Annotated in this window: 21 protein-coding genes and 1 pseudogene; 5 read left to right on the forward strand and 17 right to left on the reverse strand. The window is 71.2% G+C overall.

Features of this window, described 5'->3' with window-relative positions:
• The first annotated feature begins 3 nt into the window (after positions 1-3).
• The 4 genes from zwf to GTY67_RS06170 all read left to right on the forward strand — a co-directional run bounded on the left by zwf (position 4) and on the right by GTY67_RS06170 (position 3,779).
• Positions 4-1,536 carry a glucose-6-phosphate dehydrogenase gene (gene zwf / locus GTY67_RS06155; RefSeq protein ID WP_093686433.1) on the forward strand — a complete coding sequence of 511 codons (1,533 nt, stop codon included), beginning with the start codon at positions 4-6 and terminating at the stop codon, positions 1,534-1,536.
• Positions 1,533-2,558 (forward strand): glucose-6-phosphate dehydrogenase assembly protein OpcA, encoded by a 1,026-nt coding sequence (gene opcA / locus GTY67_RS06160; protein ID WP_161278034.1) that lies wholly within the window; start codon positions 1,533-1,535, stop codon positions 2,556-2,558. Before zwf ends, opcA begins: the two co-directional genes overlap by 4 nt.
• The gene (gene pgl, locus GTY67_RS06165; protein ID WP_161278035.1) at positions 2,555-3,337 is read left to right on the forward strand and encodes a 6-phosphogluconolactonase; all 783 of its coding nucleotides are present in this window, start codon (positions 2,555-2,557) and stop codon (positions 3,335-3,337) included. The genes opcA and pgl overlap by 4 nt, the downstream gene beginning before the upstream one ends.
• A gap of 79 nt (positions 3,338-3,416) precedes the next feature.
• Complete coding sequence (locus tag GTY67_RS06170; protein WP_161278036.1) at positions 3,417-3,779, forward strand: VOC family protein; 363 nt, start codon at positions 3,417-3,419, stop codon at positions 3,777-3,779.
• A gap of 45 nt (positions 3,780-3,824) precedes the next feature.
• Here the strand turns inward: GTY67_RS06170 and GTY67_RS06175 are convergent.
• The 15 genes and pseudogenes from GTY67_RS06175 to GTY67_RS06245 form a co-directional block, all read right to left on the reverse strand.
• Positions 3,825-4,388, reverse strand: a pseudogene (locus GTY67_RS06175) (poly-gamma-glutamate hydrolase family protein); the annotation flags it as partial.
• 85 nt (positions 4,389-4,473) lie between these two features.
• Positions 4,474-6,003, reverse strand: a complete 1,530-nt coding sequence (locus GTY67_RS06180; RefSeq protein WP_161278037.1) for a PH domain-containing protein — start codon at positions 6,001-6,003, stop codon at positions 4,474-4,476.
• Positions 6,000-6,509, reverse strand: coding sequence for a PH domain-containing protein (locus tag GTY67_RS06185; protein ID WP_161278038.1), 510 nt, complete (start codon positions 6,507-6,509; stop codon positions 6,000-6,002). Before GTY67_RS06185 ends, GTY67_RS06180 begins: the two co-directional genes overlap by 4 nt.
• 4 nt (positions 6,510-6,513) lie before the next feature.
• Positions 6,514-8,166 (reverse strand): glucose-6-phosphate isomerase, encoded by a 1,653-nt coding sequence (pgi, locus tag GTY67_RS06190; RefSeq protein ID WP_093686426.1) that lies wholly within the window; start codon positions 8,164-8,166, stop codon positions 6,514-6,516.
• A 186-nt stretch (positions 8,167-8,352) separates the two neighbouring features.
• Complete coding sequence (locus GTY67_RS06195) at positions 8,353-8,688, reverse strand: RNA polymerase-binding protein RbpA (RefSeq protein WP_073217477.1); 336 nt, start codon at positions 8,686-8,688, stop codon at positions 8,353-8,355.
• A 109-nt stretch (positions 8,689-8,797) separates the two neighbouring features.
• Entirely contained in the window at positions 8,798-9,034 is a 237-nt protein-coding gene (gene secG, locus GTY67_RS06200; protein WP_026241503.1) for a preprotein translocase subunit SecG, read from the reverse strand.
• Positions 9,035-9,149: 115 nt separating this feature from the next.
• The gene (tpiA, locus tag GTY67_RS06205) at positions 9,150-9,926 is read right to left on the reverse strand and encodes a triose-phosphate isomerase (RefSeq protein WP_093686425.1); all 777 of its coding nucleotides are present in this window, start codon (positions 9,924-9,926) and stop codon (positions 9,150-9,152) included.
• A 6-nt stretch (positions 9,927-9,932) separates the two neighbouring features.
• Entirely contained in the window at positions 9,933-11,144 is a 1,212-nt protein-coding gene (locus tag GTY67_RS06210; RefSeq protein WP_161278039.1) for a phosphoglycerate kinase, read from the reverse strand.
• 114 nt (positions 11,145-11,258) lie between these two features.
• Positions 11,259-12,269 carry a type I glyceraldehyde-3-phosphate dehydrogenase gene (gene gap / locus GTY67_RS06215; RefSeq protein WP_093686423.1) on the reverse strand — a complete coding sequence of 337 codons (1,011 nt, stop codon included), beginning with the start codon at positions 12,267-12,269 and terminating at the stop codon, positions 11,259-11,261.
• Positions 12,270-12,577: 308 nt separating this feature from the next.
• Positions 12,578-13,567: a DNA-binding protein WhiA gene (gene whiA / locus GTY67_RS06220; RefSeq protein WP_084745309.1), complete on the reverse strand. Its 990-nt coding sequence runs from the start codon at positions 13,565-13,567 to the stop codon at positions 12,578-12,580.
• Positions 13,558-14,592, reverse strand: coding sequence for a uridine diphosphate-N-acetylglucosamine-binding protein YvcK (gene yvcK / locus GTY67_RS06225; protein ID WP_093686422.1), 1,035 nt, complete (start codon positions 14,590-14,592; stop codon positions 13,558-13,560). Before yvcK ends, whiA begins: the two co-directional genes overlap by 10 nt.
• Entirely contained in the window at positions 14,589-15,590 is a 1,002-nt protein-coding gene (gene rapZ / locus GTY67_RS06230; RefSeq protein WP_237502556.1) for an RNase adapter RapZ, read from the reverse strand. The genes yvcK and rapZ overlap by 4 nt, the downstream gene beginning before the upstream one ends.
• Complete coding sequence (uvrC, locus tag GTY67_RS06235) at positions 15,587-17,749, reverse strand: excinuclease ABC subunit UvrC (protein ID WP_161278040.1); 2,163 nt, start codon at positions 17,747-17,749, stop codon at positions 15,587-15,589. Before uvrC ends, rapZ begins: the two co-directional genes overlap by 4 nt.
• A gap of 99 nt (positions 17,750-17,848) precedes the next feature.
• Positions 17,849-18,730: a hypothetical protein gene (locus GTY67_RS06240; protein ID WP_093686420.1), complete on the reverse strand. Its 882-nt coding sequence runs from the start codon at positions 18,728-18,730 to the stop codon at positions 17,849-17,851.
• Between the two features lie 4 nt (positions 18,731-18,734).
• On the reverse strand, positions 18,735-19,349 hold the full coding sequence (locus tag GTY67_RS06245) for a papain-like cysteine protease family protein (protein ID WP_093686419.1): 615 nt from the start codon (positions 19,347-19,349) through the stop codon (positions 18,735-18,737).
• A 227-nt stretch (positions 19,350-19,576) separates the two neighbouring features.
• Here GTY67_RS06245 and GTY67_RS06250 point away from each other — a divergent pair, with 227 nt between their 5' ends.
• Entirely contained in the window at positions 19,577-20,503 is a 927-nt protein-coding gene (locus GTY67_RS06250; protein ID WP_093686418.1) for a hypothetical protein, read from the forward strand.
• Positions 20,504-20,662: 159 nt separating this feature from the next.
• Here the strand turns inward: GTY67_RS06250 and GTY67_RS06255 are convergent, their stop codons facing one another.
• Together GTY67_RS06255 and uvrA are read right to left on the reverse strand one after the other, a co-directional pair.
• Entirely contained in the window at positions 20,663-21,091 is a 429-nt protein-coding gene (locus tag GTY67_RS06255) for a Rieske (2Fe-2S) protein (protein WP_093686417.1), read from the reverse strand.
• Between the two features lie 286 nt (positions 21,092-21,377).
• A complete protein-coding gene (gene uvrA, locus GTY67_RS06260; protein ID WP_161278041.1) occupies positions 21,378-24,467 on the reverse strand; it encodes an excinuclease ABC subunit UvrA in 3,090 nt (1,029 codons plus the stop codon).
• Positions 24,468-24,495: the final 28 nt, after the last annotated feature.

Below are 24,495 nucleotides of genomic sequence, written 5' to 3' on the forward strand. Positions count from 1 at the left end.
ACTTTGTCTGCTGTTCCCGGAGCCAACCCGCTCCGTGACGCACAGGACCGACGGCTCCCGCGTATCGCGGGGCCGTCGGGCCTGGTCATCTTTGGCGTCACGGGCGATTTGTCCCGTAAAAAGCTGATGCCTGCTGTCTACGACCTGGCCAACCGCGGCCTGCTGCCACCGGGCTTCTCGCTCATCGGCTTCGCGCGCCGCGACTGGGAGGACGAGGACTTCGCGCAGGTCGTCCACGACGCCGTCAAGGAGCACGCCCGTACGCCGTTCCGCGAGGAGGTCTGGCAGCAGCTCATCCAGGGGATGCGCTTCGTCCAGGGCAACTTCGACGACGACGAGGCCTTCGAGACGCTGAAGTCGACCATCCAGGAACTCGACAAGGCACAGGGGACGGGCGGCAACTTCGCCTTCTACCTCTCCGTGCCGCCGAAGTTCTTCCCCAAGGTCGTCCAGCAGCTCAAGAAGCACGGCCTGGCCGACCAGAAGGAAGGCTCCTGGCGGCGTGCCGTCATCGAGAAGCCCTTCGGCCACGACCTGGCCAGCGCGCAGGAGCTCAACCAGCTCGTGCACGACGTCTTCCCGCCCAACGAGGTCTTCCGGATCGACCACTACCTGGGCAAGGAGACGGTCCAGAACATCCTGGCGCTGCGGTTCGCCAACACGATGTTCGAGCCGATCTGGAACCGGTCCTACGTCGACCACGTACAGATCACGATGGCCGAGGACATCGGCATCGGCGGCCGGGCCGGCTACTACGACGGCATCGGCGCCGCCCGTGACGTCATCCAGAACCACCTGCTCCAGCTGCTGGCGCTGACCGCGATGGAGGAGCCCGGCTCCTTCCACCCCAAGGCCCTGGTCGCCGAGAAGCTCAAGGTGCTCACCGCCGTGGAGCTGCCGGAGGACCTCGGTCTGCACACGGTGCGCGCCCAGTACGAGCACGCCTGGCAGGGCGGCCAGGAGGTCCTCGGCTACTGCGAGGAGGAGGGCATCGACCCCAAGTCGACGACCGACACCTACGCGGCGATCAAGCTGACGATCAACAACCGCCGCTGGGCGGGCGTGCCGTTCTACCTCCGTACCGGAAAGCGGCTCGGCCGCCGGGTCACGGAGATCGCGGTCGTCTTCAAGCGCGCGCCCTACCTGCCCTTCGAGTCCGGTGCCACGGAGGAGCTCGGCGGCAACGCCCTGGTCATCCGGGTCCAGCCGGACGAGGGCGTCACCGTGCGCTTCGGCTCCAAGGTGCCCGGCACCTCGATGGAGGTCCGGGACGTCACGATGGACTTCGCGTACGGCGAGTCCTTCACGGAGTCCAGCCCGGAGGCGTACGAGCGGCTCCTGCTGGACGTGCTGCTCGGCGACGCCAACCTGTTCCCGCGCCACCAGGAGGTCGAACTCTCCTGGACCATCCTCGACCCGATCGAGGCGTACTGGGACAAGCACGGCAAGCCCGCGAAGTACGCGGCCGGCACCTGGGGTCCGGCCGAGGCCGACGAGATGCTCGCACGTGACGGACGGAGCTGGAGGCGGCCATGAAGATCGATCTCACGGAAACCACATCCAGCAAGATCAACCAGGCGCTGGTCTCGGCCCGCCGGGCCATCGGCACCCCCGCCATCGGCATGGTGCTCACGCTGGTCATCGTCACCGACGAGGAGAACGCGTACGACGCGCTCAAGTCCGCCGGTGACGCCTCCCGCGAGCACCCCTCGCGGATCATCGCGGTGATCAAGCGGGTCAGCCGCTCGCCGCGCGCCCGCCGCGACGCCCGCCTCGACGCGGAGGTCCGGGTCGGTTCCGACGCGGGCACCGGCGAGACCGTGGTGCTGCGCCTCCACGGCGAACTGGCCAACCACGCCCAGTCGGTGGTCCTCCCCCTGCTGCTGCCGGACGCCCCGGTCGTGGTGTGGTGGCCCGAGGGCGCACCCGCCGACGCGGCGAAGGACCCGCTGGGCGCGCTCGCCCAGCGCCGCATCACCGACACCTACTCCGCCGAGCGTCCGCTGGACGAGCTGGCGGTGCGGGCGGCGACGTACAGCCCCGGCGACACCGACCTGGCCTGGACCCGGATCACGCCGTGGCGCTCCATGCTGGCCGCGGCGCTGGACCAGCAGCCCGCGCAGGTCATCGGCGCCACCGTCGAGGGCGAGAGCGACAACCCGAGCTGCGAACTGCTCGCGATGTGGCTCGCCGACCGGCTCGGCGTCCCGGTGGAGCGCACGCTCTCCGACGGCCCCGGGCTGACCGCCGTCCGGATGGAGACGAAGAACGGCGTCATCGTCCTGGACCGGGCCGACGGCTCGCTGGCCACGCTCTCCATGCAGGGCCAGCCGGACCGCGCGGTGGCGCTGAAGCGCCGGGACACCGCCGAGCTGCTGGCGGAGGAGCTGCGCCGGCTGGACCCGGACAACACCTATGAGTCCGCGGTGAAGTTCGGGGTGGAGAAGCTCCACGCGGGCGGCGAGGCCAAGGCGGTTCCGGCTGAGAAGCCGGCCGAGGACGGGCAGAAGGCCCCCGCCGCGAAGAAGGCCCCGGCCAAGAAGGCGGCCGCCAAGTGACGCCTCCTCAGCTGGTCGTGCACCGCGACAAGGAGCTGATGGCACAGGCCGCGGCGGCCCGGCTGATCACGCGGATCGTGGACGCCCAGGCCGCCCGGAGCCACGCCTCGGTGGTGCTGACCGGCGGGCGCAACGGCAACGGCCTGCTGGCCGCACTCGCCGCCGCGCCCGCCCGGGACGCCGTCGACTGGGCGCGGCTGGACCTGTGGTGGGGCGACGAGCGGTTCCTGCCCGATGGCGACCCCGAGCGGAACATCACCCAGGCACGTGAGGCGCTGCTGGACGCGGTGCCCCTCGACCCGGCCCGGGTGCACGCGATGCCCGCGTCCGACGGCCCGTACGGCAAGGACGTGGACGAGGCGGCAGCGGCGTACGCGGCCGAACTGGCCGCCGCCGCGGGGCCGGAGGACCACGGCCGGGTGCCGTCGTTCGACGTGCTGATGCTGGGCGTCGGCCCGGACACGCATGTCGCCTCGCTCTTCCCGGAGCTGCCGGCGGTACGGGAGACCGAGCGCACCGTCGTCGGTGTGCACGGAGCTCCCAAGCCGCCGCCGGTCCGGGTCTCGCTCACGCTCCCCGCGATCCGCGCGGCGCGTGAGGTGTGGCTGCTGGCGGCGGGCGAGGACAAGGCGGAGGCGGCGGCCATCGCGCTGTCCGGGGCCGGGGAGATCCAGGCCCCGGCGGCGGGCGCGTACGGCCGCAGCCGGACGCTGTGGCTGCTGGACGCGGCGGCGGCTTCGCAGCTGCCGCGCGAGCTGTATCCACCGGCTTCCGCCTGAGCTTTTCCGCCTTTTCGGCCACCAGGCCCGGCCCGCTTTTTCTCAGCGGGCCGGGCCTGGTGCGTGAAAAGCTCGCCCCATGGTGCATATCGGAACCGTGGTGATGGGCGCGAGCGACGTACGAAGGGCCGCCGCCTTCTGGAAGGCCGCGCTCACCTACACCGAGCGTGAGCCGGGGACGGACGACTGGGTGGTGCTGGTCCCGGTCGAGGGGCCCGGCGTCGGGCTGTCACTGGGCCGCTCCACCTCCCCCGTCCAGGAGGTCCCCCGGGTCCACCTCGACCTCTACTCCGACACGCAGGAGGCCGAGGTGGAGCGGCTGATCGCGCTGGGCGCCGAGCGGGTCGCCTGGGAGCTCTACCCGCCGGACCCGGATTTCGTGGTCCTCGCCGACCCCGAGGGCAACCGCTTCTGCGTCATCGACACGACGCACGGCGGCTGAGGACTTTCGGCGTCACACGACGCACGGCGGCTCGGACCCCGTACATCAGAGGATGACCTGATCGGTCCCCTGCTCCAGCTTGGTGATCGCGGCCCGGCAGGCTGCGGTGAAGCGGTCGAAGACCGCGGTCGTGGAGCCGGCCCGGCCCGCCCGGGTGTTGTTGGTGAACATGGCGGCGCGCAGCTCCGTGGTGAGCTCCAGCTGACCGCCCTTGGACAGCATGGTGCGGTTGACGGGGTTGGTGGGATTGACCCCGGCCAGGTCGGGCAGCTCGTTCCCGTCCCGCCAGGCGATGCCCACCTTGTCGAACTCCGCCTTGAGCAGGGTCTTGAAGCGGGTGTTGAGCCCGCCGACCACCACGGCCTGCGGGACGGTGCCCGCCTGCGCCGACGTACAGCCGTGCAGGCTCAGGACGTTGAGGCTGCTCGCCGCCATGGAGAGGGCGACGTGGTCGTCGCAGTTCTTGGCGGTGACGTGCAGGTCGCGGTTGCCGGAGGTGCGTAGCCCCTCGAACATCCAGTAGTCGTGCACCCCGTGGCCGTCCTGGAGCGGGGCGAGGGTGGCCGGGTGGTAACCGGCTATGGAGAGGCAGAGTTCGGAGGTGCCGGTCGCCGACAGCGGTCCGGCTGCCCAGGCGGCCGGTTGTGCCGTCGGTCACGGGCCGGGGCGTACGTCCCCGCTCCCATGCGTTCCCTCACGGGCCGGGGCGCACATTCCGCTCGAGGAAGGGCTCCAGCAGCCCCGGGACGGCCTCGGCGGCGAAGGTGAGCCCCTCGGACGCGTCGGTGTCGTACGCCGTGTACGCGCCCCCTCCGGCGGCTGTCGTGGCCGTGACGCTGATCAGCCCCGCCCGCCGCTGGAAGTACGACTGCTTGACGGTCCAGCCGATCACCCCGGCCCGCTCCAGCGCGGCGGTGGAGCGGCGCAGGGTGCCGGAGCGGGTCACCAGGTAGCGGCCGGAGAGCGCGTGGCCGAGGTTGCGGTACGCGTCCAGCGCCAGCGCCACCGCGAGCGGCAGGGACACCACCGCGCAGCCGAGCGCGATCCACAGGAGTACGGGGGTGAGCAGCGCCCCGAGGACGGTGAGCAGCAGGATCGGGGCGAGGGCGGCTGCCAGGGCCCAGCGCAGCCGGCGGCCACGGGCGGCGCGGGGGTGGCGGGTCAGCGGGGCGCCGGTCGGGGTGGCCTCCTCCCGCAGTATCGCGGCGGCGACGGAGTCGGCCAGCGGGCGCGGGACTGCCGGGAGGACCGTGTTGTGGTCGGCGTTCCTGGACTCGCTGTCCTTGGCCAGACCGGTGGTGATGGCGTCCAGCCGGGCGGCGCCGAGCAGCCGTACGCCGAGGGGTTCGACGAGGTCGACGCCGCGCAGCCGGGCCTCCTCGACGGAGATGGACCGGGAGGTGAACAGCCCGCGCCGGACCCGGATGGTGCCGCCGGGCTCGCGTTCCAGGCGGTAGTTCCACCACATCTCGATCCAGAGGCCGAGCGCCCCGACGACACCCGCGGCCAGGGCGGCCCCGACGAGTATCACGATGACCCAGAGGAGCGGGGTCTCCTGGAAGCGGTCGCCGACCCAGGCGATGACCTCGCCCTGCGCCCCCACCCACTCGCTGATCTGCATCACGGCCCCGACGGCCGCGCCGCCGAGCATGGGGGCGAGGAAGGAGACCGGTGCGTAGCGGATCCAGCGCGGGTCGAGGGAGGCCAGTTCGCCGTCGCGGTGGGAGCCAGGGGGTGTGGTCGTGGCGCGTTCCAGCAGGAGTCGGCGGAGCCGTTCGCCCTCGGCGCGGGTGACCGGGTCCAGCTCCAGGGTGGAGTCGTTGCCCTGCTCGCCGGTGCCGATCCTGACGGTGACCAGGCCGAGGAGGCGGAGCAGCGGGTTGGCGGTGAGGTCGACGGTGCGGATGCGCTCGCGGGCCAGGGAGCGGCGCTTGACGAGGAGGAGGCCGGTGTGGAGTTCGACGCGCTCCTCGCCGATGCGGTAGCGGGTGCGGTGCCAGCGGACCCGGTCGGCGCCCGCCGCGACCCCGATGACCAGGACGGCCGCGGCGAGCACCCAGAGCACCGCGCCGGGGAGCCCGAGCCAGTTGGCGAGCCCGAGGGTGGCCGGGAGGGCGGCACCGGCGACGACGCCCGCGACGACGAGGGCGGTGACCCAGACCGTACGGGGGTCGAGGCGGCGCCAGTCGTCCTCGGGGGCGTACGGGGTGTGCGGGGTGCTCATGTGGCGTCGCCGGGGGTGTTACGGGTGATGCGGGTGAGCCGTTCGGCCAGTTCGGCGGCGACCTCGTGGTCCAGGCCCTCGATCCGTACCGCGCCCTTGGAGGATGCGGTCGTGACCGTGACGGTGGCCAGCCGGTAGAGCTGTTCCAGCGGGCCGCGCACGGTGTCCACGGTCTGGATGCGGGACATCGGCGCGATCCGCCACTCCTGCCAGAAGAACCCGGTGCGTACGTAGACCGCGTCCTCGGTGACCTCCCAGCGGTGCGTGCGGAACCACCAGAGCGGGAGGAGGACGGCGGCCCCACCGCCCGCCGCGGCGAACACCACGGCGGGCAGCAGGAGCCAGAAGCGGGCGGAGTCGATCAGCGCGCCCAGCACGGCCAGCGGGACGACCGGGACCGCCGTCATCAGCAGCCACTGGACCCGCCACCAGCCCACCACCCGCTCGTTCAGCGTGTTGCGCGGCGGCCGCAGCCGTATCTCCGCCGCCCCCTCCCCCACCGGCATGGGCTCAGCGCCCCCGCAGCGTGCGGTAGGCGGTGACCAGGGCGGCGGTGGAGCTGTCCAGCTCCCCGGTGGAGGCCTCGCCGGTCAGGACGGGCTCGATCTTCTTGGCGAGGACCTTGCCGAGTTCGACGCCCCACTGGTCGAAGGAGTCGATGTCCCAGATGGCGCCCTGGACGAAGACCTTGTGCTCGTAGAGCGCGATGAGCTGGCCGAGGACCGAGGGGGTCAGCTTGTCGGCGAGGATCGTCGTCGTCGGGTGGTTGCCCTGGAACGTCTTGTGCGGGACCAGCTCCTCGGGCACGCCCTCCGCGCGGACCTCGTCGGGCGTCTTGCCGAAGGCGAGCGCCTGGGTCTGGGCGAAGAAGTTGGCCATCAGCAGGTCGTGCTGGGCGATCAGGCCGGGCAGCAGGTCGTGGACCGGGGCGGCGAAGCCGATGAAGTCCGCCGGGATCATCTTGGTGCCCTGGTGGATCAGCTGGTAGTAGGCGTGCTGCCCGTTGGTGCCGGGCGTGCCCCAGACGACCGGGCCGGTCTGCCAGTCGACGCGGTCGCCCTGGCGGTCGACGGACTTGCCGTTGGACTCCATGTCCAGCTGCTGGAGGTACGCGGTGAACTTGGACAGGTAGTGGCTGTAGGGCAGCACCGCGTGCGACTGGGCGTCGAAGAAGTTGCCGTACCAGACGCCGAGCAGGCCGAGCAGGAGCGGGGCGTTCTCCTCGGCGGGGGCGGTGCGGAAGTGCTCGTCGACCAGGTGGAAGCCGTCCAGCATCTCGCGGAACCGGTCCGGGCCGATGGCGATCATCAGCGAGAGGCCGATCGCGGAGTCGTAGGAGTAGCGGCCGCCGACCCAGTCCCAGAACTCGAACATGTTGGCCGTGTCGATGCCGAACTCGTCGACCTTCTCCGCGTTGGTCGACAGCGCCACGAAGTGCTGGGCCACGGCGTCCTGACCGGCCCGCAGCTCGGTGAGGAGCCAGTCGCGGGCGGAGGTGGCGTTGGTGATCGTCTCGATCGTGGTGAACGTCTTCGAGGCGACGATGAACAGCGTCTCGGCCGGGTCCAGGTCGCGGACCGCCTCGTGGAGGTCGGCGCCGTCGACGTTGGAGACGAACCGGACGGTGAGCGAGCGGTCCGTGAAGGAGCGCAGCACCTCATGCGCCATGGCGGGGCCGAGGTCGGAGCCGCCGATGCCGATGTTCACGACGTTCTTGATGGGCTTGCCGGTGTGACCGGTCCACTCCCCCGCCCTGACCTTCTCGGCGAAGGCGGCCATCTTGTCCAGGACGGCGTGCACGGCGGGCACGACGTTCTCGCCGTCGACCTCGATCACCGCGTCGCGCGGGGCGCGGAGCGCGGTGTGCAGGACGGCGCGGTCCTCGGTGGTGTTGATCTTCTCGCCGCGGAACATCGCGTCCCGCAGCTCGGCGACCCCGGTCGCGGCGGCGAGCTCGCGCAGCAGGCGCAGCGTCTCGTCGGTGACCAGGTGCTTGGAGTAGTCGAGGTGGAGGTCGCCGACCCGGAGGGTGTAGGCGGTGCCCCGGTCCGGCTGCTGCGCGAAGAGTTCGCGCAGCTGGGTCGCGCCGAACCCCTCACGGTGCTTGGCGAGAGCCGTCCACTCGGGGGTCTGGTTGAGCTTGGTTCGGCTTGCTGCGTTCATCCCGGATATCAGCCCACTTCTTCTTGTACGTCAGCATCCCCGCTGCCCCTCCAACCTAATTGATCGAGGACGCGGGTGACGCGGACGCGAGCCAGGACGAGGCAAAGCAGTCCGGCCGGACACCCGTGGGTGTCCGGCCGGTGAACGACTGGGGTGGTGCGTGGAGCTGTACGGACCGGGGAGTGGCTAGATCTCGCCGCGGAGCTTGGCCAGGGCCTCGGCGAGGATGGCCTCGCCGTCCTCGTCGCTGCGCCGCTCGCGTACGTACGCGAGGTGCGTCTTGTACGGCTCGGTGCGGGGCGGGTCCGGGGGGCTGTCCTTGTCCTGGCCGGCCGGGAAGCCGCAGCGCGGGCAGTCCCAGGTGTCCGGCACCTGCGCGTCATGGGCGAAGCTCGGCTGCGTCTCGTGCCCGTTCGAGCACCAGAAGGAGATGCGGAGGCGCGGCGCGGACTCGCCCCGCTCGGCCTCACCCATCGGCCCCGCTCCGACCCGGCTTCCCCGGATCGCGTTGCCACTTGCCACGGTCGTAACTCCCTGCGTGATGGTGCTCGAGGATGCCCCAGTCTACGTAAGGCCCAACGCGCGTCCAGTGAAAGGAGTTACACCCTCACCGGGAATCGCGGACGACGGGTCAGTCACCCAGCTTGACCAGCAGGCCGAGGACGACGACACACGCGAACCAGACCAGACCGACCACGACGGTGATGCGGTCGAGGTTACGTTCGGCCACGGAGGAGCCGCCGACGGAGGACTGCATTCCGCCACCGAACATGTCGGAGAGGCCGCCGCCCTTGCCCTTGTGCATGAGCACCAGCAGCATCAGCAGCAGGCTGAAGACGATCAGAGCGATCTGGAACGCCATAACCACGGCTGGTCCCTACTTTCCGGAATTCTCGACTACTGCCTGTACGTACAGCGGGGGCCGGAGGGTGGTGACCCTCACGGCCCCCGCAAGGGTACGACGGATCCGCGCTACCGCATACTCACTGGTCGCGGAAGCGGACGATCTTGACGAACTCGTCGGCGTCCAGCGCGGCGCCGCCGATCAGGGCGCCGTCCACGTCGGGCTGCGCCATGATGGCCGCCACGTTGCCGGACTTCACCGAGCCGCCGTACTGGATGCGGACGGCGTCGGCCAGCTCCTGCGAGTACAGCTCGGCCAGCCGGCGGCGGATCGCACCGCAGACCTCCTGGGCGTCCTCGGGGGTGGCGACCTCGCCGGTCCCGATGGCCCAGACCGGCTCGTAGGCGATGACGACGGACTCGGCCTGCTCGGCCGGGATGTCCTTCAGGCCGCCGTCCAGCTGCGCGAGCGTGTAGGAGACCTGGTCACCGGCCTTGCGGATGTCCAGGCCCTCGCCGACGCAGAGGATCGGGGTCAGGCCGTGCTGGTAGGCGGCCTTCACCTTGGCGTTGCAGATCTCGTCGCTCTCGCCGTGGTACTGGCGGCGCTCGCTGTGGCCGACGGCCACGTAGGTGCAGCGCAGCTTGGCGAGCATGGCGCCGGAGATCTCACCGGTGTAGGCACCGGACTCGTGCGCCGAGATGTCCTGGGCGCCGTACTTGATCTTCAGCTTGTCGCCGTCCACCAGGGTCTGCACGGAGCGCAGGTCGGTGAAGGGCGGCAGGACGGCGACCTCGACGGCGTCGTAGTCCTTGTCGGTCAGGGCGAAGGAGAGCTTCTGGACGTGGGCGATGGCCTCGAGGTGGTTGAGGTTCATCTTCCAGTTGCCCGCCATCAGCGGGGTGCGGGTGGTCATTGAGGTTCAGTCCTCCAGTGCGGCGAGGCCGGGAAGCGTCTTGCCCTCGAGGTATTCGAGGCTGGCGCCGCCACCGGTCGAAATATGTCCGAAAGCATTCTCGTCGAAGCCCAGGATGCGGACGGCCGCGGCGGAGTCGCCACCGCCGACGACGCTGAAGGCCGGGGAGTCGACGAGCGCCTGGGCGACCGCGCGGGTGCCGTCGGCGAAGTCGGGGTGCTCGAAGACGCCCATCGGGCCGTTCCAGAAGACGGTGGCCGCGTCGGCGAGCTTCGATGCGTAGAGCTTGTTGGTCTCCGGCCCGTTGTCCAGACCCATCTGACCGGCCGGGATGGCGTCGGCGGCGACGGTGGAGGCGTCGGCCGGGGCCTTGGTCTTCAGGTCGGGGAAGGCGGGGGCGACGACGACGTCGACCGGGAGGACGAACTCCACGCCCTTCTCCTCCGCGCGCCGCAGGTACTCCTGTACGGCGGGGATCTGGTCCTCCTGGAGCAGCGAGCTGCCGACCTCGTGGCCCTGGGCCTTGAGGAAGGTGTACGCCATGCCGCCGCCGATGAGGATGCGGTCGGCCCGCTCCAGCAGGTGGTCGATGACGCCGAGCTTGTCGGAGACCTTGGCGCCGCCGAGGACGACGGCGTACGGCCGCTTGACGTCGGTGGTGAGCTTCTTCAGCACCCCGACCTCGGTGGCGATGAGGTAGCCCGCGTAGTGCGGCAGCCGCGCCGGGAGGTCGAAGACGGAGGCGTGCTTGCGGTGTACGGCACCGAAGCCGTCGCCCACGTACACGTCGGCGAGCTCGGCGAGCCGGTCGGCGAAGGCGCCGCGCTCGGCGTCGTCCTTGGCGGTCTCCCCGGCGTTGAAGCGGAGGTTCTCGACGACGGCGACCTGGCCGTCCTCCAGGCCCGCGACGGTGGCGCGGGCCGAGTCGCCGACGGTGTCGGTCGCGAAGGCGACGTCGGCACCGAGGAGTTCACCGAGGCGGGCGGCGGCGGGCGCCAGCGAGAACGCCGGGTCCGGGGCGCCCTTGGGGCGGCCCAGGTGCGAGGCGACGACGACCCGCGCGCCGGCCTCGGCGAGCTTGGCGACCGTCGGTACGACGGCGCGGATACGGCCGTCGTCGGTGATGGTGGTGCCGTCCAGCGGCACGTTGAGGTCGGCGCGGACGAATACCCGCCTGCCGGCGACCCCTTCGGTGAGAAGTTCGTCGATCGTCTTCATCTGGTCTTCCGTTACTCCTTGCAAGGACGGATGAACATGCTAAGAGGCCCGGCCGGCGCGTCGTTGCGCCGGCCGAGCCCCTTACTCACATCGTTGTGCCTGCCGACCCGAGGGTCAGAGCTGCTCGCCGACGAAGACCGTGAGGTCGACGAGGCGGTTGGAGTAGCCCCACTCGTTGTCGTACCAGCCGAGGATCTTCACCGTGTTCCCCTCCTGGACCATGGTCAGGGAGGAGTCGAAGGTGCAGGACGACGGGTCGCCGACGATGTCCGAGGAGACGATCGGGTCCTCGGTGTACGTCAGGAAGCCCTTGAGGTCGCCGTCGTCGGCGGCCTTCTTGAACGCGGCGTTGACCTCGTCCTTGGTGACCTCGCGGTCGAGGGTGACGACGAGGTCGGTGGCGGAACCGGTCGGGACCGGGACGCGCATCGCGATGCCGTCGAGCTTGCCCTTGAGCTGCGGGAGGACCAGGGCGGTGGCCTTGGCGGCACCGGTCGTGGTCGGGATGATGTTCTCGGCGGCGGCGCGGGCGCGGCGCAGGTCCGAGTGCGGGAAGTCCAGGATGCGCTGGTCGTTGGTGTACGCGTGGACCGTCGTCATCAGGCCCTTGACGATGCCGAAGTTCTCGTCGAGAACCTTGGCCATCGGCGCCACACAGTTGGTGGTGCAGGAGGCGTTGGAGATGACGTGGTGGTTGGCCGCGTCGTACTTGTCCTGGTTGACGCCCATCACGATGGTGATGTCCTCGTCCTTGGCCGGAGCCGAGATGAGGACCTTCTTGGCGCCACCGGCGATGTGCTTCTCCGCGTCGGCCTTCTTGGTGAAGATGCCGGTCGACTCGATGACGATGTCGACGCCCAGCTCACCCCAGGGGATGTCGGCCGGGTTGCGCTCGGAGAGCACCTTGATGGTGTGGCCGTCGACCGTGATGGTGTCGGCGGTGTGGCTGACCTCTGCCTTGAGACGACCCAGGATGGTGTCGTACTTCAGCAGGTGGGCCGTGGTCGCAGTGTCACCCAGGTCGTTGACAGCCACGATCTCGATGTCCGCACCCTGCTCCAGCAGCGCGCGGAAGTAGTTACGACCGATGCGGCCAAAGCCGTTGATGCCTACGCGGATCGTCACGAACCGATCTCCTCGTATAGGTACGCCGGTTTTCGACGCCGGCGAGTTGTATAGGGATGTCCCCGACCGCCTCCGACCCTACCCCTCCAAGGGCCCCGGGGTGACATCGAGAGGGGCCGTACGCGCCACCCGAACACGCCGGGAGGCCCGTACTCCCCAGTAGGGTCACGGGCCTCCGTTCAGGCTTCAGGACCTTGGTCCCTGCGGCCGGGGACCAACGTCCTGTGTTCGCGGCCGAGTCGGCCGGCTGTCGGTGGCGGGCTCAGCCGGCTGTCGGTGGCCGAGTCGGCCGGCTGTCGGTGGCCGGGTCAACCGACCAGGCCGTCCGCCAGCTCCTCGCTGAGCGTGGCCTCCGTGCCGGGGATGCCGAGATCCTGGGCGCGCTTGTCGGCCATGGCCAGCAGACGGCGGATCCGGCCGGCGACGGCGTCCTTGGTCAGCGGCGGGTCGGCGAGCGCTCCCAGCTCCTCCAGCGAGGCCTGCTTGTGCTCCATGCGCAGCCGGCCGGCCGCCGCGAGGTGCTCGGGGACCTCCTCGCCGAGGATCTCCAGCGCGCGCCCCACCCGGGCCCCGGCGGCGACCGCCGCGCGGGCCGAGCGGCGCAGGTTGGCGTCGTCGAAGTTGGCGAGGCGGTTGGCCGTGGCGCGGACCTCGCGCCGCATCCGGCGCTCCTCCCAGGCCAGCACCGACTCATGGGCGCCGAGCCGGGTGAGCAGGGCGCCGATGGCGTCGCCGTCGCGGACGACGACCCGGTCCACGCCCCGCACCTCGCGGGCCTTGGCGGCGATGGAGAGCCTGCGGGCCGCGCCGACCAGGGCGAGGGCCGCCTCCGGTCCTGGGCAGGTGACCTCCAGCGAGGAGGAGCGGCCGGGCTCGGTGAGCGAGCCGTGCGCGAGGAACGCCCCGCGCCAGGCGGCCTCGGCGTCGCAGGTGGCCCCCGAGACCACCTGCGGGGGCAGCCCGCGGATGGGGCGGCCGCGGCCGTCCACCAGACCCGTCTGGCGGGCCAGCTGGTCGCCGCCCGCCACCACCCGTACGACATAGCGCGAGCCGCGCCGCAGCCCGCCGGGGGCCATCACGATCAGCTCCGAGCTGTGCCCGAAGATCTCGAGGATGTCGCGCTTGAGCCGGCGCGCCGCCATCGCGGTGTCCAGCTCCGCCTCGATCACAATGCGGCCGCTCACCAGGTGCAGCCCGCCCGCGAACCGAAGAATCGCCGAGACCTCTGCCTTCCTGCAGCAGGTCCGGGTGACGGGAAGCCGAGAGATTTCGTCCTTCACCGCTGGCGTCATCGCCATGGGCCGATCCTTCCATGCATCCGAAAAATACGGTCGTACGCGGCGGCCAACAGCTCCTGATCATGGACCGGAACGCCGTCGGGCGATGCCACCGGCGCCAGCTCGACCGCGGCTCCGAGCCGTTGTGCGGCATCGGCGAGGGATTCGCGGTCGGGCACGGCTGCCTCGTCGGCCAGCACCACGTCCAAGGCGAGTTTAGGGGCGTGTCGTCCCAAAACCTCCAAATGACGCTGCGGTGAGAACCCCTCGGTTTCACCGGGCTGTGGTGCGAGATTCAACGACAGGACCTTGCGGGCCTTCGTGGTGACGAGTGCGTCGAGGAGTTCCGGCACCAGCAGGTGCGGGATCACCGAGGAGAACCAGGAGCCCGGACCGAGCACCACCCAGTCCGCGTCGAGGACCGCCTCGACGGCTTCCGGGACGGCCGGCGGGTCGGGCGGGACGACGTGCACGGACTGCACCTCGCCCGGGGTGAGCGCGACGGTGGCCTGGCCGCGGACGGTGACGATCGCGTCGGGCAGCTCGGGGTCATGCCCCTTGACCAGCGCCTGGAGCTCCAAAGGCACGGCGGACATGGGCAGCACCCGGCCGTTCGCGCCCAGCAGCTTGCCGACCAGGTCCAGGGCCTGGACATGGTCGCCGAGCTGCTCCCACAGGGCCACGATCAGCAGATTGCCGACCGCGTGTCCGTGCAGGTCACCCTTGGACTCGAAGCGGTGCTGGACGACCCGGGACCAGGTGCGGCCCCAGTCGTCGTCGCCGCAGAGCGCGGCGAGCGCCTTGCGCAGGTCCCCGGGCGGCAGGACGCCCAGCTCCTCGCGCAGTCGGCCGCTGGAGCCGCCGTCGTCGGCGACGGTGACCACGGCCGTGAGGTCGCCGGTGATCCGGCGCAGCGCCGCCAGGGACGCCGAGAGGCCCATGCCGCCGCCGAGCGCGACAACCTTGGGCTGTCCACCGCGTTTGCGGCCGGAGAGCGCCGATGTGGCACGGCTCAGCCGCCGCATCCGCAGATTGCGACCGGTCACTCTCGCCCCATGTCCCGGTGGACGAGGACGGTCTCGATGCCTTCGGCGGCGAGGCGGGCCGAGAGCTTCTCCGACATGGCGACGGAGCGGTGCTTGCCGCCCGTGCAGCCCACGGCGATGGTCACGTACCGCTTGCCCTCGCGGCGGTAGCCCGCGGCGATCAGCTGGAGCAGCTCCGTGTACTGGTTGAGGAACTCCTTGGCCCCGGGCTGGTCGAAGACGTAACCGGAGACCTCCTCGTTGAGGCCGGTGAAGGGGCGCAGCTCCGGGACCCAGTGCGGGTTGGGCAGGAAGCGGCAGTCGACGACCAGGTCGGCGTCGACGGGCAGGCCGTACTTGTAGCCGAAGGACATCACCGTGGCGCGCAGCTCCGGCTCCGACTCGCCCGCGAACTGGGCGTCCATCTTGGCCCGCAGCTCGTGCACGTTGAGGCTGGAGGTGTCGATGACCAGGTCGGCGTCGCCGCGCAGCTCGCGCAGCAGGTCGCGCTCGGCGGCGATGCCGTCGACGATGCGGCCGTCGCCCTGGAGGGGGTGCGGGCGGCGGACGGACTCGAAGCGGCGCACCAGGGCATCGTCGGAGGACTCCAGGAAGACGATCCGCCGGGTGACGTGCTTGGCCTCCAGGTCGGCGAGGGATTCGCGGAGGTTGTCGAAGAAGCGGCGGCCGCGTACGTCGACGACGACGGCGATCCGCGCCACGTTGCCCTGGGAGCGGGCGCCCAGCTCCACCATGGTGGGGATCAGCGCGGGCGGCAGGTTGTCGACGACGAACCAGCCGAGGTCCTCCAGACACTTGGCGGCGGTGCTGCGTCCGGCGCCGGACATGCCGGAGATGATCACCAGCTCGGGGATGGCCGGCGCCACTGCCTCGCCCGTCTCGTTCGTGGTGTTCGTACTCACGTCTGCTCCGTCTGCTCGGTCTGTTCGTTCGTGCTGCTGGTCGTCGGGGCGCGCGCCGAGGCCCTGGTGGGCGGCCCGGCCGGTGTGCTCGGTCATGACGTGCCCCCGTCGTCCTCTTCCATGATCTCTCCTGTGGCCGTGTTCACGGCAGGGGTCGCGGGAGCGGCCGAGGCGAGGGCAGCCGCCACCGCTTCGGCCGTCCTGCGCCCTATGCCGGGGACCTCGCAGATCTCTTCGATTGTCGCCTGCCGGAGCTTCTTCACGGAGCCGAAATGCTTGATCAGGGCCTGCTTGCGGGTCTCGCCCAGGCCCGCCACATCGTCCAGGGGGCTGGAGCGGATGCGCTTGGCCCGCTTGGCGCGCTGGTAGGTGATGGCGAAGCGGTGGGCCTCGTCGCGGACGCGCTGGAGGAGGTAGAGGCCCTCGCTGGAGCGGGGCAGGACGACGGGGTCGTCGTCATCGGGGAGCCAGACCTCCTCCAGCCGCTTGGCCAAGCCGCAGACGGCGATGTCGTCGATGCCCAGCTCGTCCAGGGCGCGCTTGGCGGCGGCGACCTGGGGCTGTCCGCCGTCGACCACGACGAGCTGCGGCGGGTAGGCGAACCGCTTGGGCCGTCCGTCGTCCTCCCGGGGGTCGATCTCGTCGACCGGGGAGGCGGGGGTGAGCGTTGGAGCGGGGACGGGGCCGGTGGGGGCCGGGCCGGTGAGTGGATCGGCGGGGGCCGGGCCGGTGATCCCGAGGGCGGGGTCGGCGGAGGTCTGGCCGGTGGGCGCGGAGGCGGCTCCCGGGAGGGCTTCGCCGGTCGCCGGCGTCTCCCCGGCCGCCTGCGGCGCCTGCTCCCACTCCCCCGTGCGCTCCTTCTCCTGGAGGTAGCGCTTGAAGCGGCGGCCGATCACCTCGTGCATCGACCGGACATCGTCCTGGCCCTCGAAGCCCTTGATCTGGAAGCGGCGGTACTCACTCTTGCGGGCGAGGCCGTCCTCGAAGACCACCATGGAGGCCACCACGTCGTCCCCCTGGAGGTGGGAGATGTCGTAGCACTCGATGCGCAGCGGGGCCGTGTCCAGGCCGAGCGCCTCCGCGATCTCCTCCAGGGCGCGGGAGCGGGTGGTCAGGTCGGAGGCGCGCTTGGTCTTGTGCAGGCCGAGCGCCTGCTGCGCGTTGCGCTGGACCGTCGCCATGAGGTCCTTCTTGTCGCCGCGCTGCGGGATGCGCAGGCTGACCTGGGAGCCCCGGCGCTCGGCGAGCCACTGGGAGACCGCTTCGGTGTCCTCGGGCAGGGCGGGGACCAGGACCTCCTTGGGGACGGCGTCGCCGCGCTCCTCCCCGTACAGCTGCTGGAGGGCGTGTTCGACGAGGCCGGAGGTGTCGACCGCCTCGACCTTGTCGGTGACCCAGCCGCGCTGGCCGCGGACCCGGCCGCCGCGCACGTGGAAGATCTGGAGGGCCGCCTCCAGCTCGTCCTCGGCGACGGCGATCAGGTCGGCGTCGGTGGCGTCCGCGAGGACGACGGCGCTCTTCTCCATGGCCCGCTTGAGGGCCTCCGCGTCGTCCCGGAGGCGGGCGGCGCGCTCGTACTCCATCTCCTCGGCCGCCTGCGTCATGTCCTTCTCCAGGCGGCGGATGTAGGTGCCCGTGCGCCCGGCCATGAAGTCGCAGAAGTCCTCGGCCAGCTCCCGGTGTTCCTCGGGGGTGACCCGGCCGACGCAGGGGGCCGAGCACTTGTCGATGTAGCCGAGCAGGCAGGGGCGGCCGGTGCGGGCGGCGTTCTTGAAGACCCCGGCGGAGCAGGTGCGGACGGGGAAGACGCGGAGCATCAGGTCGACGGTCTCGCGGATCGCCCAGGCGTGCCCGTACGGACCGAAGTAGCGCACGCCCTTCTTCTTCGCGCCGCGCATCACCTGGACGCGGGGGAACTCCTCGTTCAGCGTGACGGCCAGATAGGGATAGCTCTTGTCGTCCCGGTACTTGACGTTGAACCGGGGGTCGAACTCCTTGATCCAGGTGTACTCCAGCTGGAGCGCCTCGACCTCGGTGGAGACGACCGTCCACTCGACGGAGGCGGCGGTCGTGACCATCGATCGCGTACGCGGGTGGAGATTGGCCAGGTCCTGGAAGTAGTTGGCCACGCGCTGGCGGAGGTTCTTGGCCTTCCCGACGTAGATCACCCGGCGGTGCTCGTCGCGGAACTTGTAGACCCCCGGGGAGTCGGGGATCTGCCCCGGGCTGGGGCGGTAGCTGGAGGGGTCTGCCATGTCTCACACCCTACTTGCGGGGTGTGACAGTACGTCGTCCTCCGGGTGACCGGTGCGCTCCGGGGCGCCGGTGGTGCCGACGGCCCCGGAGCGCTCCGCTCAGGCGTCCGGCGCGGGGTTCTGCCGGGTGCGGATCCGGTGGCGTACGGCGGTGGCGCCGCCGAGGGCCAGGGCGAGCAGGGCCCCCGCTCCGGCCATCGTGGAGACGGTGGTCAGGGCGGTGTCCGGGGTGCCGGTGCCCGCCGCGTCGGCGAGCGCGGGGCCCGGTGCGGGGGCCTCGGCGGCACCGGGGGCGGCCGCCGCCTCGGGGCCGTAACCCCCCGCCTTGCCGGACTTCGCGTAGCCGGAGCCGGGCAGCTTGTCGCCGTACGCCTCCTTCACCCGGGTCCGGTAGGCGTTCAGGGTGGTGCCCTTCGCGCCCACGGCCGCCGTCGCGTCCTCGTCCAGCGGAAGGACCCGGGAGGCGTCGTGGACGTACCAGGCGTCGATCTGCGGTTCCCGGAACACCGTGCCGCCGGGGAGCTTGCGGGCCCCCAGCGCGGTGTAGCGGGCCTCGTCGTCGCCGGTGGCGATGTTCACCACCTGCCACTTCCCGCCCGCGCCTCCCCCGGGGACGGTCCACAGGGAGGCCTTCTGGCCGTCGGAGGAGACGGCGGTGGCGGCGAGGTAGTCCAGGGTGCTCGGCGCGGCCCCCGGCTTCCCGGCGACGAACTCGGCGGAGAGCGTGCGTACGGGGACGGTCTTCGCCTCGATGCGCGGGGCGGCCGCCGTACGCGCCACCGCTCCCTCCCGGGCGAAGAACCGGGACAGCGTGCCCAGGGTCTCCGGTGCGGAGGCGGCCTCGTGGGCGGCTTCCTGGGTGGCGGCGGTCAGCTTGGGCGGGGCGGGCGCCTCGTCGGCGGAGGCCACGGGCGCGGCGGCGAGCAGGGCGGTGGCGGCGAGTGCGGTGGCGACGGCGAGGCGCCGGGTGGTCGCGGTCATGTCCTCACGCCCCGATCCGGTAGAGCGAGTGGGTCCAGGAGAACTGGTTGTTGTTGACGTACCAGGAGTGCGAGGCCCAGTTGTAGCGGTCGCTGGAGGGCCACGGGTCGCCCCAGTAGACCCAGCTGTTGGCGTCGTCGTAGCCGTAGATGACGTGCATGTGGCCGCCGCCGGACGACCACTGGATGCGGGTCTCGATGGGCCGCTGGGCGGCTATCTCACTCTGGACGGTCGGGTAGCGCAGCCATCCGGTGACGTAACTGCCGGGCCGGACGCCGGTCCAGGACAGGCCGGTCTGGACATTGCCGAGGGTGGCCTGCGAGTTGGGGCACTCGGTGTTCTGCGAGCGGTTGAAGGCGGCGTTGCAGAACTGGTTCTGGGAGTAGCTGCGGCCGAACCAGGCGGCGATGGTGTTGCCGCCGGCCGCCCAGCACCAGTTGCTCTTCTGCTGGGCCTGCATGGTGATGTTGAGGCGCTGGGCGGCGGCGACGGTGACGCCGTCCTGCGATGCGGACGGGGACTGGGCCGCGGTGGCGGTGGCCGCGGGGACGGCGAGGAGGGCGGCGGCCAGAAGGGCCGTGAACGAGAGCCTTCGGGGCCGGATTCTTCGGTTGCGCATGGCGTTCCTCCCAAGGCGGGGGGTGGGGATCGGAGGAGCGCGTCCGGACGCTGATGAGGAGCATCGACCGTTGTCCGGAGCAGGTCAACACGCTTCAATGCGGAGTGACATCACGGTGTGAACGGCGCGACGCCCGTGTGAACGGCGCAGCCCCTTCACCTGCTCCCCCGCATCCCCCGGGGACGGTGTCCCCTCTCCCCCACGTGAATGTTCACCGGAGGCCCGCCATGCGGCAGACCGAGACCGAACTGACGCAAGTCCTGCACACCGGCCCCTTCCATCTCGCCCTGCGCACCGCCCTCTCGGTGCGCGGGCTGCCGCTGCACCGGGTGCAGCACCATCTGGCGCACCGGGGCGTCAAGCTCGGGGTGACCAGCCTGAGTTACTGGCAGCAGGGCGTACGCCGACCCCGCCGCCCGGAGTCGCTGCGGGCGGTCCGCGCTCTGGAGGACGTACTCGCGCTGCCGGACGACTCGCTGCTGCGGCTGCTGCGGGGCGACGGTCCCGGCGGCGACGGGGAGCGCCCGGCGGCACGCTCGTACCGCTCGCTGCTGGAGTCCTCGGGGGCGGTGGAGCGGCTGCTGGCGGCGATGGAGTCACCGGTGGACGGCGGGCTGCACACCGTGGACCACCAGGAGCGGGTACGGATCGGGGCCCGCCGCGAGCTGGCGGGCCGCACCTCGCTCCATGTCGTACGGGCGCACCGGGACGGCGTCGACCGCTATCTGGCGATCCACCGGGGCGATACGGGGTGCGACCCGGCGCGGATCGCGGTGCGGCCCGGGGAGAACTGCCGGACCGGGCGGGTGCGCTGGGACGCGGAGGCGGGGGTGCTGGTGGCGGAGCTGCTCTTCGACACCCGGCTGCGGTCGGGCGAGACGTACGTCTTCGGCTACGGCTTCGAGGACGGTACGGGCGGCCCCAGCGACGAGTACGTGCGCGGCTTCACCTTCGGCGGCGGGCAGTACGTGCTCCAGGTCGGCTTCGACGAGGGGGCGCTGCCGGTGCGGTGCCGCCGGTTCGAGCAGTCCTCGGCCGGTGCGGCGCGCGCGGCCCGCCGGGACCTCACGCTGACCGGCCTGCACCGGACGGTGCACGTGGTGGAGGAGGGGGTGCGGCCGGGGCTCGTGGGCATCGACTGGGACTGGGAGTGACCGCCTGGTCCGCGTTACGGGTCGCGTGGCTACGGGTTACGGGGTTACCGGATGGGGTCAGCGTCCGGGCCGGGCGGGGGCGTCAGGCGTCCGGGCCGGGGGGCGGTGCCAGCGTCCCGGCCTGGCGAGGGCGTCAGACGTCCAGGCCGGGGGGCCGTGTCAGGCGTCCGGGCCCGCGACGAGCTGTCCGCCCTCGGCGGTGACCGGGACGGCGGGCAGCGGCACGGTGGCCGGGCCCTGGACGACCTCGCCGGTGGTCGTGTCGAAGCGGCTGCCGTGGCAGGCGCAGTGGCCCTCGGTGCCCTCGATCTTGGTCAGGACGCAGCCGCCGTGGGTGCACTGGGCGCTGAACGCCTTGTACTCGCCCTTCGCCGGACAGCTCACGACGAGGCGCTGCTCGCGGTAGAGCTTGGCGCCGCCGACGGGCACCGCCGAGGCCTCGCCGAGGGCGACGGGCGCGGTGGGGGTGGGCGACTTGGCGTGGCCGAGCTTGGACTCGGTGGAGCAGGCGGCCGCTCCCAGCCCGGCGGCACCGGCGAGCGCGGCGCCCTTCAGCACGGTACGGCGGGCGGCGGGCAGGCCGGGCATGCGGACTCCACGGATCGTTGTTCGGGGTGGGGCGGTGTCGCCGGGCGGGCAGGGCGGCGGCGAGGTTGCGGCCGTCTGCTTCCCGCAGGTGACGGAACCGACGATACCGGCGGGGAACGGACGGCTTGCGGCCGGGCCCGGTCCCGGCCGGGCCCCTGCCGGTCATGGCGGCGGCCCCTGCCGGTCATGGCTGGTCCCTGGTCCCCTCCCGGTCAAGGCTGAGCCCCTCCCGGTCATGGTTGTGGCCCCCTCCCGTCCAGGAGGGGGCCACAGCCATCGGCTCACCTCACGCCTTGCGGGCGCGCGTCGCCTTCTTCGCGGTGGCCTTGGTGGCGGTGGCCTTCTTCGCCGTCGCCTTCTTGGCCGTGGCCTTGGTCGCCGTGGCCTTGGTGGCGGTCGCCTTCCTGGTGGCGGCCGTCGCCGTGGCCCGCTTCGTAGCGGCCGCCGCGGTCTTCTTCGCCGCGGTGGTCTTCTTCGCGGCCGTCCTACGGGCCGTCCCACGGCCCGAGGGCACCGCGGCCTCGCTGATCCGGTCCGCGTCCAGGATCCCCTGGAGGAACTTCCCGGTGTGGCTGGCGGGGACCGAGGCGACCTGCTCGGGCGTCCCCTCGGCGACCACCAGACCGCCGCCGTTGCCGCCCTCGGGGCCCATGTCGATGACCCAGTCGGCGGTCTTGATGACGTCCAGGTTGTGCTCGATGACGATCACCGAGTTGCCCTTGTCGACCAGACCGGAGAGGACCGTGATCAGCTTGCTGATGTCCTCGAAGTGGAGACCGGTGGTCGGCTCGTCCAGGACGTAGACCGTGCGGCCGGTGGAGCGCTTCTGGAGCTCGCTCGCCAGCTTGACGCGCTGCGCCTCACCGCCGGAGAGGGTCGGCGCGGACTGCCCGAGCCGGACGTAGCCGAGGCCGACGTCGTTGAGCGTACGGAGGTGGCGGGCGATCGCCGGGACGGCCTCGAAGAACTCCAGGCCCTCCTCGATCGGCATGTCCAGCACCTCGGCGATGGACTTGCCCTTGTAGTGGACCTCCAGGGTCTCCCGGTTGTAGCGCGCACCGTGGCAGACCTCGCACGGGACGTACACGTCGGGCAGGAAGTTCATCTCGATCTTGATCGTGCCGTCGCCGGAGCAGTTCTCGCAGCGGCCGCCCTTGACGTTGAAGGAGAAGCGGCCCGGCAGATAGCCGCGCACCTTCGCCTCCATCGTCTCCGCGAACAGCCTGCGGACGTGGTCGAAGACCCCGGTGTACGTCGCCGGGTTGGACCGGGGGGTCCGGCCGATCGGCGACTGGTCGACGTGGACCACCTTGTCGACGAGGTCGTCACCGTCGACGCGGGTGTGGCGGCCGGGGACCGACTTGGCGCCGTTCAGCTCACGGGCCAGGTGGGTGTAGAGGATGTCGTTGACCAGGGTCGACTTCCCGGACCCGGAGACGCCGGTGACGGCGGTGAGCACGCCGAGCGGGAAGGAGACGTCGATGTCGTGGAGGTTGTTCTCCCGGGCGCCGTGCACCGTGAGGCTGCGGGAGGGGTCGACCGGGCGGCGGACGTCCGGCGTCGGGATGGCCCGCTTGCCGGACAGATACTGCCCGGTGATCGACTCCTTGTTGGACAGCAGCTCCTTGAGCGAGCCGGAGTGGACGACCTTGCCGCCGTGCTCACCGGCGCCGGGGCCGATGTCCACGACCCAGTCGGCGACCTTGATCGTGTCCTCGTCGTGCTCCACCACGATGAGCGTGTTGCCCATGTCGCGGAGCCGGACCAGGGTCTCGATCAGCCGGTGGTTGTCGCGCTGGTGCAGGCCGATGGACGGCTCGTCCAGGACGTACAGCACGCCGACCAGGCCGGAGCCGATCTGGGTGGCGAGCCGGATGCGCTGGGCCTCGCCGCCGGAGAGCGTGCCGGCCGCGCGGTTGAGCGAGAGGTAGTCCAGGCCGACGTCGACCAGGAACTTCAGCCGCTCGTTGACCTCCTTGAGCACCCGCTCGGCGATCTTCTTGTCGCGGGCGTTCAGCTTGAGGCGGCCGAGGAACTCGGCGCACTCGCTGATCGACATCGCGGAGACCTCGGCGATGGACCGCTCCATCACCGTCACCGCGAGGACGATCGGCTTGAGCCGGGTGCCCTCACAGGTGGGGCAGGGCACCTCGCGCATGTAGCCCTCGAACCGCTCCCGGCTGGAGTCGCTCTCGGCCTCGGTGTGGCGCCGCTTGACGAACTGGACCGCGCCTTCGAAGGCGGGGGTGGTGTAGGCGCGCTCGCGCCCGTACCGGTTGCGGTAGCGGACCTCGGTCTGGATCTTGTGGCCGTACAGCAGGGCCTTCTTGGCGCGCTGCGGCAGTCCGGCCCAGGGGATGTCCGTGCGGAAGCCGAGCGCCTTGGAGAGCGCGCCGATCAGCCGACCGAAATACTCCTTGGTGTGCCCGTGCGACCAGGGGTGGATGGCCCCCTCGTCGAGGGACTTCTCCTCGTCCGGGACGATCAGCTCCGGGTCGACCTCCATGCGCGTACCGATGCCCGTGCAGTCGGGGCAGGCGCCGAAAGGCGAGTTGAAGGAGAAGGAGCGCGGCTCCAGCTCCTCGAAGGAGAGGTCGTCGTACGCGCAGTAGAGGTGCTCGGAATACATCCGCTCGCGCTCGGGGTCGTCCTCGGGGAGGTCGACGAAGTCGAGGACGACCATGCCGCCGGAGAGGCCGAGGGCGGTCTCCACCGAGTCGGTGAGGCGGCGCTTGGCGCTCTCCTTGACGGTGAGGCGGTCGATGACCACCTCGATGGTGTGCTTCTCCTGCTTCTTGAGCGTGGGCGGCTCGGAGAGCTGGATGGTGGTGCCGTCGACCCTCGCGCGGCTGTACCCCTTGGTCTGGAGGTCGGCGAAGAGGTCGACGAACTCGCCCTTGCGCTCGCGCACCAACGGCGAGAGCACCTGGAACCGGCTGCCCTCGGGCAGGCCGAGGACCTTGTCCACGATGGCCTGCGGCGACTGGCGGGCGATGGGGCGCCCGCACTCGGGGCAGTGCGGCTTGCCGATCCGGGCGAAGAGCAGCCGGAGGTAGTCGTAGACCTCCGTGATGGTGCCGACCGTGGAGCGCGGGTTGCGCGAGGTCGACTTCTGGTCGATGGAGACGGCGGGCGAGAGGCCCTCGATGAAGTCGACGTCCGGCTTGTCCATCTGGCCGAGGAACTGCCGGGCGTACGAGGAGAGGGACTCCACATAGCGCCGCTGGCCCTCGGCGAAGATCGTGTCGAACGCGAGGGACGACTTGCCCGACCCGGAGAGCCCGGTGAAGACGATGAGGGAGTCACGGGGGAGATCGAGCGAGACGTTCTTCAGGTTGTGCTCGCGCGCGCCACGGACGATGAGACGGTCGGCCACGCCGGTCCGCACCTTTCTAGAGAGAAAC

The sequence above is a fragment of the Streptomyces sp. SID8374 genome (assembly GCF_009865135.1).
In the GTDB taxonomy this organism is placed as follows: Bacteria; Actinomycetota; Actinomycetes; order Streptomycetales; family Streptomycetaceae; genus Streptomyces.

What these genes read in the sequence shown, in the direction of transcription:
- GTY67_RS06255 (WP_093686417.1), bottom strand. Translation starts at nt 21,091, where the DNA reads ATGCCCGGCCTGCCCGCCGCCCGCCGTACCGTGCTGAAGGGCGCCGCG.
- GTY67_RS06250 (WP_093686418.1), top strand. Translation starts at nt 19,577, where the DNA reads ATGCGGCAGACCGAGACCGAACTGACGCAAGTCCTGCACACCGGCCCC.
- GTY67_RS06240 (WP_093686420.1), bottom strand. Translation starts at nt 18,730, where the DNA reads ATGACCGCGACCACCCGGCGCCTCGCCGTCGCCACCGCACTCGCCGCC.
- uvrC (WP_161278040.1), bottom strand. Translation starts at nt 17,749, where the DNA reads ATGGCAGACCCCTCCAGCTACCGCCCCAGCCCGGGGCAGATCCCCGAC.
- GTY67_RS06245 (WP_093686419.1), bottom strand. Translation starts at nt 19,349, where the DNA reads ATGCGCAACCGAAGAATCCGGCCCCGAAGGCTCTCGTTCACGGCCCTT.
- GTY67_RS06170 (WP_161278036.1), top strand. Translation starts at nt 3,417, where the DNA reads ATGGTGCATATCGGAACCGTGGTGATGGGCGCGAGCGACGTACGAAGG.
- whiA (WP_084745309.1), bottom strand. Translation starts at nt 13,567, where the DNA reads ATGGCGATGACGCCAGCGGTGAAGGACGAAATCTCTCGGCTTCCCGTC.
- opcA (WP_161278034.1), top strand. Translation starts at nt 1,533, where the DNA reads ATGAAGATCGATCTCACGGAAACCACATCCAGCAAGATCAACCAGGCG.
- GTY67_RS06210 (WP_161278039.1), bottom strand. Translation starts at nt 11,144, where the DNA reads ATGAAGACGATCGACGAACTTCTCACCGAAGGGGTCGCCGGCAGGCGG.
- GTY67_RS06185 (WP_161278038.1), bottom strand. Translation starts at nt 6,509, where the DNA reads ATGCCGGTGGGGGAGGGGGCGGCGGAGATACGGCTGCGGCCGCCGCGC.
- pgi (WP_093686426.1), bottom strand. Translation starts at nt 8,166, where the DNA reads ATGAACGCAGCAAGCCGAACCAAGCTCAACCAGACCCCCGAGTGGACG.
- GTY67_RS06180 (WP_161278037.1), bottom strand. Translation starts at nt 6,003, where the DNA reads ATGAGCACCCCGCACACCCCGTACGCCCCCGAGGACGACTGGCGCCGC.
- tpiA (WP_093686425.1), bottom strand. Translation starts at nt 9,926, where the DNA reads ATGACCACCCGCACCCCGCTGATGGCGGGCAACTGGAAGATGAACCTC.
- rapZ (WP_237502556.1), bottom strand. Translation starts at nt 15,590, where the DNA reads ATGACCGAGCACACCGGCCGGGCCGCCCACCAGGGCCTCGGCGCGCGC.